The sequence below is a fragment of the Caulobacter sp. GW821-FHT09H08 genome (assembly GCF_059415885.1).
Genome location: NZ_JBWKOC010000002.1, coordinates 371,693 through 384,046 on the forward strand (window position 1 = coordinate 371,693; position 12,354 = coordinate 384,046).

The 12,354-nt window shown below is 67.8% G+C and carries 8 protein-coding genes; 7 read left to right on the forward strand and 1 reads right to left on the reverse strand.

The genetic code is table 11. The features are described from left to right. Positions 1–3 precede the first annotated feature (3 nt). From AC07NN_RS07025 to AC07NN_RS07040, 4 genes are read left to right on the forward strand one after another with little or no spacing between them, the layout of a single operon-like run. Complete coding sequence (locus AC07NN_RS07025) at positions 4–831, forward strand: aspartate dehydrogenase domain-containing protein (RefSeq protein ID WP_494638919.1); 828 nt, start codon at positions 4–6, stop codon at positions 829–831. After that, a complete protein-coding gene (locus AC07NN_RS07030; protein ID WP_494638921.1) occupies positions 828–1,751 on the forward strand; it encodes a bile acid:sodium symporter family protein in 924 nt (307 codons plus the stop codon). Before AC07NN_RS07025 ends, AC07NN_RS07030 begins: the two co-directional genes overlap by 4 nt. Next, on the forward strand, positions 1,741–3,483 hold the full coding sequence (locus AC07NN_RS07035; RefSeq protein ID WP_494638923.1) for an LVIVD repeat-containing protein: 1,743 nt from the start codon (positions 1,741–1,743) through the stop codon (positions 3,481–3,483). The genes AC07NN_RS07030 and AC07NN_RS07035 overlap by 11 nt, the downstream gene beginning before the upstream one ends. A 5-nt stretch (positions 3,484–3,488) precedes the next feature. Beyond that, positions 3,489–4,811, forward strand: coding sequence for an MFS transporter (locus tag AC07NN_RS07040; protein WP_494638925.1), 1,323 nt, complete (start codon positions 3,489–3,491; stop codon positions 4,809–4,811). A gap of 9 nt (positions 4,812–4,820) precedes the next feature. Here AC07NN_RS07040 and AC07NN_RS07045 read toward each other — a convergent pair whose 3' ends face one another. After that, complete coding sequence (locus tag AC07NN_RS07045; RefSeq protein ID WP_494638927.1) at positions 4,821–6,503, reverse strand: thiamine pyrophosphate-binding protein; 1,683 nt, start codon at positions 6,501–6,503, stop codon at positions 4,821–4,823. A 179-nt stretch (positions 6,504–6,682) separates the two neighbouring features. Between AC07NN_RS07045 and AC07NN_RS07050 the strand changes: the two genes are divergently transcribed. The 3 genes from AC07NN_RS07050 (at position 6,683) to AC07NN_RS07060 (ending at position 12,282) form a co-directional block, all read left to right on the forward strand. Continuing rightward, complete coding sequence (locus AC07NN_RS07050; protein WP_494638929.1) at positions 6,683–7,939, forward strand: MFS transporter; 1,257 nt, start codon at positions 6,683–6,685, stop codon at positions 7,937–7,939. Between the two features lie 120 nt (positions 7,940–8,059). Then, positions 8,060–9,943, forward strand: a complete 1,884-nt coding sequence (locus AC07NN_RS07055) for a hypothetical protein (RefSeq protein WP_494638931.1) — start codon at positions 8,060–8,062, stop codon at positions 9,941–9,943. A 233-nt stretch (positions 9,944–10,176) separates the two neighbouring features. Next, a complete protein-coding gene (locus AC07NN_RS07060) occupies positions 10,177–12,282 on the forward strand; it encodes a TonB-dependent receptor (RefSeq protein ID WP_494638933.1) in 2,106 nt (701 codons plus the stop codon). The last annotated feature ends 72 nt before the right edge of the window (positions 12,283–12,354 follow it).

Here is a 12,354-nt window from a genome sequence, read left to right on the forward strand (position 1 = left end):
GCCATGACGAGCCCGGCGACGACGATGCGGAGGGATACGGCGAGCGGCGCTCGCATCGGCATCATCGGCGCCGGGTTCGTCGCCGAGCAACTGTTCCGCCATGTCGAGGGCGGGGCAGGGACGTGGCGGGCGGCCTTCGTGCACGCCCGCCGTCCCGAGGCCCTAGGGTTCGTTCCCGAGGCTCAACGGCTGGATGACCTGGCCGACCTGGCGAGGTTCGCGCCGACCCTGGTCGTCGAGGCCGCCCATCCCGACATCACCCGCCGGCACGGAGAGGGGATCCTGGCGGTCGCCGACTACATGCCGCTCTCCGTTACCGCCCTCGCGGATCCCGATCTGCTGGACCGGCTGAAGGCCGCGGCGGCGCGTCACGGTCATCGCCTGCTGATCCCGCACGGGGCGCTGGTCGGGCTGGACAGCCTCGTCGCCTGGCGCGATCGCTGGGCCGAGGTGACGATCACCTTCCGCAAACCGCCTGGCAGTATCGATCTGTCGAACACAGGCCTGAAGGCCTCCGAGATCGCAGGCGAGACCGTTGTCTATGACGGCCCGGTCGGCCCTATGGCCAAGCTCTTCCCGCGCAACGTCAACGCCATGGTCACCTGCGCCTTGGCCACCGTCGGCGTCGACCGTTGCCGAGGCCGGCTGATCGCCGATCCCGACGCGGCCATGCTGTCGCTGGAGATCGAGGCGATCGACACCGATGGCGCGCGGCTCTTCATCCAGCGTCGCCAGCCGGCGGTCGGCGTCTCGGGCAGCGAGATGTTTGCTTCGCTGCTGCGGTCCGTCGAAGCCGCGACCGGTGAGACGGGATCGGTGGCCTTCCTGTGACCCCCGCCATGTTCGGCCTGCTGGCCAAGTACCTTTTCCCGGCCATCGTCTTCACGATCATGTTCGGCATGGGCCTGTCGCTGCGAGGGCGCGACTTCGCGCGGATCGCCGCGGCGCCGCGCGCGGTGGTCGCGGGGCTGACCATCCAACTCCTGCTCGTGCCGCTGGTGGCCGTCGGCCTCGGCCACGTCCTGCCGTTCGGACCCGAGGTCGCCGTGGGCCTGGTGCTGCTGGCCGCCTGTCCGGGCGGCGCCACCTCGAACGCCATCTCGCTGGCGGCCCGCGCGGATGTGGCCCTGGCCGTCGTGCTGACGGCGGCGTCCAGCCTGTTCGTGGCCGTGACCCTGCCGCTGTGGACGGCGTTCGCGACGCAGCACTTCCTGCACGAGGCCAGAAGCGTCCAGGTCCCCGTCGGCGAGACCATGACCCACCTGCTGCTGCTGACCGCCGCGCCGGCCGGTCTGGGCATGGCCGCGCGCCGCCTGGCCCCGAGAGCGGCCGAGGCCGCCTTGCCGACCTTCCGCTGGCTGGCCCTGGTCCTGATCGGCCTGATGTGCCTGCTGACCACCACCTTCAACGCCCGCTATCTCGCCGACCCGAAGGTGCTGGCCGAGAGCGCGATCGCGTGCCTGGCCCTGATCTCGCTGGCCATCGGCGCCGGCGCCCTGGCGGCGCGGCTGGCCCGCCTGGACGCCGCCCAGACCATGACCATCGTTATCGAGGTGGGTGTCCATAACCTGGCCATCGGCCTGATGATCGCCGTCACCGTGATCGGCGACCCCGCAATCACCCGTCTTCCCCTGGTCTATGGGCTTCTGATGCTGGTCATGCCCTGGTTGGCCATCGCCTGGCTGAAGCGGCGCCCGCCGGCCACCACCGTTTTCGAGAGTTCCGAAGTGGAGAAGCGTTATGTCTCGTAAGTCCGCGCTGCGGCTGACCGCCGCCCTGACCCTGGCGATGCTGATGGGCAGCGTCGCCGGCGCGCAGCAGTCCGACAAGCCGACCGATATCCGCGACCCGAAGGTCAAGGCCTGGCACGACCTGACCTACGACCGGCCGCCGCCCAAGCCCAAGCCTGGCGTCGACTACGGCTACGACGAGAAGGCCGGCGTTTTCACCCATCCGCGCGCCACGCCGCTGCTGGAAGGCGAAGGCGTCCACTTCCCCGGCCAGCTGACCTACTGGGAGCAGAAGGCCTACGCCAAGAACATGGAGGTGATCGCGTTCTATCCGGGCGCGACATCGCCGCACCACACCTGGCAGAACATCGTCGACTTCGGCGGCAAGCGGTACCTCTACATCTACGACCGCCGCAACATCAGCATCTACGACGTCACCGATCCGTCGAAGGGCAGGAAGCTGCTGCATCGGGGCGAGATCTGGACGAGCAAGGGCGTCGAGGGCCAGGAGAACCCGCTGCCCGAGCATGAGATCATCGGGGCGGCTTCGATCCAGTGGAACAAGACGCTGGGCAAATACGTGATGATCCAGTCCAACGAGGTGCAGCGCTTCGGCATCTACGAGGACAAGCTGACCGAGCCCGACGGCGTCGCGAAGATGCGCAGCTGGCCCTACAATAAGGGCTTCAAGGTCTATGCGATGAACGGCCCGCTGCCCGACCAGTGGGAGCTGTTGGCCTCGCGCACCACCGACATCAAGCACCCCGACGCGCCGGTCGGCCAGCAGGAGGGCTCCGGCTCGCTGGACGTACCGGCCTGGTTCGGCGGCAAGTACATGTTCCTGTCGGCGGCCGGCAGCGACGACTTCGCCCTGACGGAATATCCGAACTACCTGCACAGCCCCGGCTACCAGAGCTGGGATGTCTCGGATCCCAAGAACCCCAAGCTGGCCCAGCAGTTCTCGGTGCCCGGCCAGGTCATCGGCGGCAAGGCCGACGAGGACGCCTACCTGATGAACCCGCGCGCCGGGAACCGCACCTCGTGGATGGGTTCGCGCATGCCGCTGTTCATCCCCAAGCCGGTGGAGCAGGGCGGCAAGGTCGGCTTCGGCGCCATGGGCGGCCTCGGCCTCTACACCGTCGACATCAGCGACCCAGCGCACATGAAGGTCATCGGCCACCTGGCCCTGCCGCCGAAGTTCGCCGGCACCGAGGCCGACAACATCGACGTCAGCCAGTACGAGCGCACCGGCTACATCTTCATGAACGGCTATCCCATGAACGATGACTGCTACGAGCCGTACAAGGACATCTTCGTCATCGACGCTCACGACCTGGCCAATCCGAAGATCGTCGCCACCTTCCCCCGTCCGACCCCGCCCAAGGACGCGCCGTACACCGACTTCTGCCAGCGTCGCGGCAGCTTCGGACCCAAGCGTCCGGGCTATTTCACCCAGCCGGGCCGGGCGCGCGACGGGATCGTGCCGTACGCCTTCTACAACGCCGGCGTCCAGCTGTTCGACGTCAAGGATCCGACCAACCCGACGATCGCGGCCTACTACGTGCCGCGCTTCCCGACCGACGCCGAGATGCCGGAGTATGTGAAGGGCAATCTCGGCTACGGCATCTATGTCGAGTATGACCGCAACATCATCTGGCTGTTCACCAACCACGGCTTCTACGCCCTGTCGTCGCCGCTGTTGGGCACGCCGATGCTGAGCGCGCCCGCCAAGCCCTGGCCCCCGCGCGACTGACGCCGATGAGCAGGACCCTTGAGGCGGCGATCGACGACCTTTCATTCGGTCGCTTCCATTGGCGCCTTCTGGGCCTGGTCGCGGTCATCATGCTGCTCGACGGCTTCGACCTGCAGGTCTCGGCCTTCGCGGCGCCGGCGATCCTCAAGGCCTGGAGCCTGTCGCCGGCGGCCTTCGCGCCGGTAGCGGCCGCGGCCCTGGTTGGCGTGGCTATCGGGACGGCGGCCGGCGGCGCCCTGGGCGACCGCTTCGGTCGTCGGCCGCTGCTGCTGGCCGGCGTCGCCTGGTTCGGCCTAGGGGCCCTGGTCACCGGTTTCGCGCACGGGATCGTCGACCTGGCGGCGCTGCGGTTCCTGACGGGCCTTGGCCTGGGCGCGGTGATCCCCAATGCGGCGGCTTTGCTCGCCGAGTGTACGCCACGGCGTTACCGCAGCCATGCGGTGATGCTGGTGATCGTCGGCCCGCCGCTGGGCGGCATGGTCGGCGCGGCCCTGGCCGCGTGGATCATCCCCGCGTTCGGCTGGCGCGCCTGCTTCTGGCTCGGGGCGATTCTGCCGCTGCTGCACCTGTTGTTGATGTGTAAGGGGCTGTGGGAGTCTCCCTATCACCTGCAACGGCGCGCGGGTCTTGCGGGTCGCCTGGCCGACTGGATGAAGGCGGCCGGCGGCGCGGCGACGGAATTCGCGTCCGATGCCGGGGTGAGCGCGGCCTCACAGGGCCTGTTCGCGCCCGGCCTGAGGCGATCGACCATCGGTCTCTTCCTGGCGTTTCTCGGTTCGATGCTGGTCCTTTACGGCTACCTCAGCTGGATCCCCGTCACCCTGACTTCGGCTGGCGTGGCGCCCGCGACCGCGATCCGCGCGTCCCTGATCTTCAATCTGTGTGGAGTGGTCGCTTCTGTCCTGGCGGCGCAGGCGATCCGGATGCTCGGGTCATTGCCGGCCCTGTTAGGTCTGGCCGTTGGCGGTCTGGCGGCGACGGGCCTTTGCGCTTGGCTGATCACGGCGCCGAGCCTGGACATCGCCGCGGTCTGGGGCGGTCTGGGCCTGGCGGGTGGAGCCGTGTTCGCCCTGCAGGTCGGTCTCTATGGCCTGGCCACGGAGGTCTATCCCGCCGGTATCCGGGCGACGGGCGTGGGGATGGCCGCGACGATCGGCCGGGTCGGCGCGATCGCCGGTGCGTTCGGCGGCGGTATGCTGATTGCAACGGACCAGCGCCTCTATTTCGCCGCCCTGGCCTGTGGTCTGGGCGCCGCCTTGGCCGGGGTCGGCATCGTGGACAGACACGCGCCGGCCGGCCGTGTCGCCGCCAAGGCCTTCAACGCCTGACGCGAAGACTCATCCCATCCAGCGACTGACGGGGACGGCGGACTCCTCCAGCGGCTGCGAGATCACGTCGATCAGGGTCGGACCGTCATGGGCCACGGCGGCGCGGACGGCGGCTTCCAGGTCGTTGGGGTCAGCCACCGTCCAGGCCTTGAGGCCGAACGCCTCGGCGATGCGGGCGTGGTCGGAGCGGTTGAAGTCGACCGAGAAGTAGCGCTCGCCATAGCCGCTCTTCTGACTGGCCTTGATCCAGCCGTAGGACGAGTTCGAGAAGACGATCAGCGTGACCGGCAACTGCTTGCGGACGATGGTCTCCAACTCTCCGACCGCGAAGCCGAAACTGCCGTCACCCATCACCGCCACCACCTTGGCGTCCGGCGCGCCATAGCTGGCGCCGATCGAGGCGGGCAGCGAGAAGCCCAGGGCGCCGTGCGCGCGGTTGGTGATGAACCGACGGCCGGCGGTGTTGAAGTCGTAATAGCCAGAGAAGTAGGGGCACGGCGTGCCGGGGTCGGCGACGATCACGGCGTCGCGGGGCAGGGCGGCTTGCAGGGCCGCCAGAACGCGTTCGGGCCGGATTGGGCGATCGGTCGAGCCGGCCAGCCGTTCGAAATTGGCGCGCTTGGCCTGGCGCACAGCGACCAGGCGTTCGGCCGCGCCGGTCGAGCGAGGCATGTTCTCCAAGCGGCGAGCGATCTCGGCCAGCAGGGCCGACAGGCAGAGCCTGGCGTCGCCGACCAGGCCGGCCTCGACCTTGTAGTTGGCGCCGATGACCATCGGATCGACGTCGATATGGACGATCGGCACGTCGCGGCCGGGGACCTCGCCATGCTCGGTGGTGGTCGAGCCCGCGCGGCAGCCGACGAAGATCACCGTGTCAGCCGAGGCGACGACCTCGCGTGTCTGGTCGACGCCGCCATTGGCGCCGACGACGCCGACGGCCAGCGGATGGTCGTCCGGGATCACGCCGTGACCGCTGACGGTCGAGGCGACCGGGGTGTCCAGCAACTGGGCCAGGGCGGCGAGTTCGGCGGTGGCCCCCGAGATGATGGCGCCGCCGCCGCAGACGAAGACCGGACGCTTGGCCGCCAGGATCACCTCGGCGGTGGCCGCCACCAGGTCCGGCGACGGGCCGGCGCGATAGGCCGGGAACTGGCCGTGCTCGGCCTGGGCCCAGATGTCGGCGTCGAAGCTCTGCTTCTGCAGGTCATATGGCAGGCCGATGTGGGTCGCGCCCGGACGGCCGGTGGTCGCCGCGCGGAAGGCGGTGCGAAAGACGTGCGGGATCTGGCCGACATGGTCGACGACCGTGTTCCACTTGCTCAGCGGCCGGAACAGCGCCTTCTGATCCAGCTCGGTCAGCGGATAGCGGCCGCGCGCTGTCACCGGCACGTCGGACGTGATCGAGACCATGGCGATCGAGGACTCGTTGGCCTCGATGACGCCGGGCAGGATGTAGGTCGCGCCGCCGCCGCTGGGACCCTCGCAAACGCCGACCCGGCCCGAGAGGCGGGCATAGGCGTCGGCCATGTAGGCGGCGCTGCGCTCGTCGCGGGTCAGGATGTGATCGATGCCGTGATCGAGTCTGGCCAGGGCGTCGTAGAAGGGCAGGCTGGTGTCGCCGCACAGGCCAAAGACGTGCCTGACCCCGTGTTGCTGCAGCATCCGCACAGCGGCTTCGGCGCCGGTCATCATGATCCGAGATCCTCCCGCGGACCTTGGTATCGGCGGGGCCTTGGGCCAGGTCATTCAAGACGTTGGCGGGGCTATTGGAACTGCGATCGATGTTTCCGACCCGATATCTTTCTGGGTCCCGGCGGCGTTAGAAGCGGCTCGGCTTCGCTGGCGATCAGGTCGGCGAGCAGGGAAAAGACATGGCCGACCAGAGGCATCCGTTCGCGTTCCGGGATTTCCGCTTCTTCTGGACCGCGCGGCTGTGTTCGACCCTGGCCCAGAACACGCTGGTGATCGTGGTCGGGTGGCAGGTCTATGACTTGGCCCGCGCCACGATGAACACGCGGGACGCCGCCTTGCAGTTGGGCTTTGTCGGCTTGGCCCAGTTCGCGCCGCTGTTCGTGCTGACCCTGGTCACGGGCTGGGCGGCCGATCGCTTCGACCGGCGGGCGATCGTCTGCCTGACCACGAGCCTGCAGCTGCTCTGCGCCGCTGCCTTGGGGCTGCTGACCTGGACGGGGTCCATGTCATTGCCGGCGCTGATGGGCGTGGCGGTGTTCCTGGGCGTCGCGCGCGCCTTCTCCATGCCGGCCTTGAACGCCCTGGGGCCGAATATCGTGCCGCCCGAGGCGTTGCCGCACGCCATCGCCACCAACGCCATCGCCGGCCGGGTTGGCTCGATCCTGGGGCCGGCGATGGGCGGTTATCTCTACGCCTGGCGCGCGCCGCTGCCGTATGCGGCGAGCGTGGGGCTGTTCGTCCTGTCGTTGACCTGCATGCTGCTGCTCAAGCCCATCTCCCGGGCTCTAGGCGAGCCGCGCAAGCCCTGGCTGCTGATGGTCGAGGGGCTGGTCTATGTGCGTAGCAACACGCTGGTCATGGGCGCGATATCGCTGGACCTGTTCGCCGTGCTGCTGGGCGGCGCGACGGCCATGCTGCCGATCTTCGCGCGAGACATCCTGCACGTCGGTCCGGAGGGGCTGGGCCACTTGCGCGCCGCGCCCGCCGTGGGCGCGATGGCCACGGCGCTGCTGTTCGCCTGGCGGCCGCTGAAGCACAATGTCGGGGTGAAGATGCTGGCCTCGGTCGCCGTATTCGGCCTGACCACGGTGATCTTCGGCCTCTCTCGCTGGATGCCTCTGTCCTTGATCTGCCTGGTGATCCTGGGCGGCGCTGACATGCTCTCGGTCTATGTCCGCCAGTCGCTGATCCAGCTGTCGACGCCAGACGCTATGCGAGGACGGGTAGGGGCGGTCTCGACCCTGTTCATCTCGGCCTCGAACGAATTGGGCGAGGCGGAGTCTGGCTTCCTGGCCGCCGCGATCGGCCCCGTGGCGGCCGTGGTCGCCGGCGGTGTCGGGGCGATCCTGGTCACCGGCCTCTGGGCCTGGTGGTTCCCGGCCCTGCGCCGCGCGCGGACCTTCGCGAGCACGGCGAATGGATCGGACGGCACGTAAATCTGATCGACATGGCCAGACCGCTCTCGGCTTAGCCTAGGACCCATAAAGCCGCGCGGCAGATGCGGCGATGTGAACATCAAGTCCGCCTTGGAGAGGCGGCGCGTATTGGAGGACACCATGGATCGCCGACACTTCCTCGCCGCCCTGCCGGCCGCGTTCCTGGCGGGCGAAGCGATGGCCGCGGCGCCCAAGAAGCCGGCCGCGACGCCCAAGGGCGTGATGCTGATGAACCGTATCGGGCCGTCCTCGTCGGAGCTCTACATCGCCAACGCCGATGGCTCGAACGAACGCAAGCTGCTGTCGAGCTCGGTGTTCGACTACCACGCCAGCTTCAGCGCCGACGGCAAGTCCGTGGTCTTCACCTCCGAGCGCAACGGCGACGGCCAGTCGGATCTCTTCCGCTGCAATGTCGACGGGACGGGCATCCAGCCCCTGATCGTCGGCCCGGCCGTCGAGGACGCTGGTGAGCTGTCGCCGGACGGGACCCGCCTGGCGTTCGTCTCGACCCGCGACGGCTATCGCACCAACATCTGGGTCAAGGACCTGAAGACCGGCCGTCTGACCAACCTGACCGGCGCGCCGGACGTCCAGGGCGACCAGAGCCTGCCCGACGGCTTCTTCCGCCCCGCTTGGTCGCCGGACGGCAAATGGCTGGCCTTCTCATCGGACCGCAACACCGACTGGCGCGGCCACCACGACGGCAAGGGCTGGGAGCATACCCAGGAGCTGTCGATCTATGTGATCGGCGTCGACGGCAAGGGCTTCCGCCGCGTGGCCTCTAAGCCCGGCTATTGCCTGGGCTCGCCCAAGTGGTCGCCGAACGGCAAGCGCGTGGCCTTCTACGAACTGGCCACCGAGGACACCTGGGGCGCGCGCCGTCCCGAGCTGCTGGCCAAGATCGCCTCGCAGATCGTCTCGGTCGACGTGAAGACCGGTGAGCGGATCGAGCACACCTCGGGCCCCGGCCTGAAGATCTTCCCGCAGTTCCTGACCAACGACGTCTTGTCCTATCACCGCAAGGGCGGCGCGGACGAGGGCCTCTACTACACCTCGGGCCAGGCGCCGGTGCAGCGCGTCCTGCGCTCGCCGGTCTGGTCGCCGGACGGCAAGAGCGTGATCTACGAGAAGGTCGGGTTCAAGGCGCGCGGCCAGCTGAAGCCGCTTTACAGCTGGGACCCGAAGTTCGACTACCTGCACACTGACGTCTTCCCGGTGCTGGCCCACGACGGCACGGTGGCGATCACCGAGAAGCAGCAGGGCAATTCCTCGCTGGTGACGATGAACGGCGACGGCACGAACCGTCGAACCATCTTCGACGTCAACGGCAAGGGCCTGGACGCCGACATGGCCAAGAAGGGCTTGGCCGGCGCCTTCCAGCCGACCTGGTCGCCCGACAGCCAGTGGTTGGCCTTCGGCATGGGCGTCTGGTTCCAGGAACGCGCCCACGGCAAGGCCGTGATCATGCGCGTGCGCCGCGACGGCACGGACTTCGAGCCCCTGACCGACGGCTCGGTCCATTCGGGCTTCCCCAGCTATTCCGGCGACGGCAAGGAGATCGTGTTCCGCGTCTTCAGCGAGACCGAGAAGGGCCTGCGGATCATCAACGTCGAGACCCGCCAGACGCGGGTGCTGACCACTGGCTACGACAACCTGCCATTCTACTCGCCGGACGGAAAACTGATCGTCTTCACCCGCAAGGTCGACGCGGTGAACTTCGACGTCTTCACGATCCGGCCGGATGGTTCGGACCTGCAGCGCCTCACCACCAATCGCGGCAACGACGGCCACGCCGTGTGGAGCGCCGATGGGCGGATCCTCTACAGCACCGGCATGTACGGCTTCCGCGAAGAGGCGGCGCTCTACGACAACACCTTCCAGCCCTATGGCCAGATCATGGTCATGAACGCCGACGGCTCCGGCAAGCGCCTGCTGACCGACAGCCTGTGGGAGGACTCCATGCCCTTGTATCTGCCCGCGAAATCGCACGGGGCCGTTCGATAAAGCTATCGGCCGATACGGGTTTTTGATCCCTCCGCCGAGGCCGTCGCCTGTTCTACTTCAGCTTAGGACGAGCACGGCCGGAGAGGTCGCCAACGGAAGTTTCAAGTCGCGGCCGGGTCTGAATCCGATCGCGCCTCGCATCGGCGAGCGATGTCGCGCGCCGGTTCATCAACGAACCCTGCCCAAAGAGGCGGGGGCGAACGACAAGGGAGGAATTCATGAGGGGTCAATCGATGTCGCTCCGCGCCGCGCTGCTGACGGGCGCCTGCGTTCTGGGATGGACGGCCAGCGCCCAGGCTCAGACCGCACCCGCCCAGAGCAACGAGCCGGCCGCGCTGGAAGAGGTGGTCGTTACCGCCCAGAAGCGCAGCGAAAACGTCCAGAACATTCCGGTCGCCGTGACCGCCGTCACCGGCGAGAGCCTGACCAAACAAGGCTCGCCGAACCTGCAGGCTCTGCAGGGGTCCGCTCCGAACGTCGAGATCAATTCCAGCAACGCGGCCACCGGCGTCGCCATCCGCGGCATCTTCTCGACCAATGACGGTCCGCAGGGCGACCCAGCCGTCGCTTATCATATCGACGGCGTCTATCTGGGCCGTCCGCAATCGACCGGCGGCCTGATCTACGACATCCAGCAGGTCGAAGTGCTGCGCGGCCCGCAGGGCACGCTGTACGGCCGTAACGCCACGGCTGGCGCGATCAATGTGATCTCGGCCCGGCCAGTCTTCGACTATGCCGGCGCGGTTGGCGTCGAGTACGGCTCGTACAATCAGTACGGCGTCAACGGCATGGTCAACCTCCCGATCGGCGACAAGGTCGCCGCGCGCCTGGCCATGCGCACGCTCAAGCGTGACGGCTTCGCGACCGACGACAAGACCGAGGACCAGAACTCGCGCGCCTATCGCGGCCAGCTGCTGGTCAAGCCGACGGACGACCTGTCGATCCTGTTCGCCGCCGACTACGACCTGCGCAAGGGCGTCGGCCCGGCCGCCTACAAGCTGAACGTGGCGGGCGTGGATCCGCGCTCGACCAACACGGTCAACGCCGGCGCACATATCCGTAACAAGAACACCGGCTATCACGCTGAACTGAATTGGGATTTCGGCCCGGCGACCCTGACCGTCCTGCCGGCCTATCACGAGATGGTCCTGGACAACCTCTACGCCAGCGACCGTCGCATCCAGCTGAACCAGGAGGCCAAGCAGCACTCGCTGGAAGTCCGCCTGGCCTCGAAGGCCGACCAGGCCGTGACCTGGATCCTCGGCGCCTACTATTGGGATGAGCTGCAGAGCTCGTTCCAGACCCTGCTGGCGCCGCCGACCCAGGTGACCTTCGGCTATCCGATGATCGACGCCTATTCGCGGGCCCTGTTCGGCCAGGCGACCTGGCACGTCACCGACAAGCTGCGCCTGACGGGCGGCCTGCGCTACACGGCCGACCAGAAGAAGCAGAACGGCACGACCGAGGTCCGCAACCCGGCCGGCGTCCTGCTTTCGCGCATCACCAACGCCGCCAACAGCGAGTGGAAGGCCACTAACTGGAAGGCGTCGGCCGAGTATCAACTGGCCGAGCGCTCACTGGTCTACGCAACGGCCTCGACGGGCTACAAGGGGGGCGGCAACTACGACGGCCTAGCGCCGAACTCGTACAAGCCCGAGCACGTGACCTCGTTCGAGGTCGGCTCGAAGAACCGTCTGTTCGACAACGCCCTGCAGCTGAACGTCACGGCCTTCCACTACAAGTACAAGGACTACCAGGCCAGCCAGCTGGGTTGCCTGAACCTGCCGGCGGGCCTGCCGACCTGCACGGCCTCGGGTCGTCTCACCTACAACGCCGACAAGGCCACGGTGTACGGTCTGGAGTTGGAGTCGCAGTGGGCGATCACCTCAAACGACCGCCTGGGCGTCGTGGGGGCGCTGACTCACTCGGAGTTCAACGACTTCACCCTGCCGGTGACGCCGTTCTCGTCGGGCGGCAACTTCTCGGGCAACCCGCTGCCCAAGTCGCCGAAATCGACTCTGACGGTGGACTACTCGCACCGCTTCGACCTGGCCAATGGCGGCACGGTCACGGCGGCGGCCCGCGCCCGCTTCGTGGCCAAGCAGTATCTGCTGTTCGACATTCGCAGCCCGATCATCAAGCAGGACGCCTACAGCACCGGCGACCTGAACCTGACCTACGAAGCGCCGGGCGGCTCCTGGACGGTGACCGGCTACGCCAACAACGTCACCGACGAGCTGGTGAAGTCCTACGCCTTCGCCACGTCGACGGCCGGGGTCTATTTCGGCACCTATCTGCCACCCCGCACCTACGGCATCCGGGTGGGCGCCCGGTTCTAAGCGCCTTGGACCGGAGGCGATCCCCGACGCCTCCGGTTGCTCTTCCCCGTAAGCCTCGAACCCTGGGCGAAG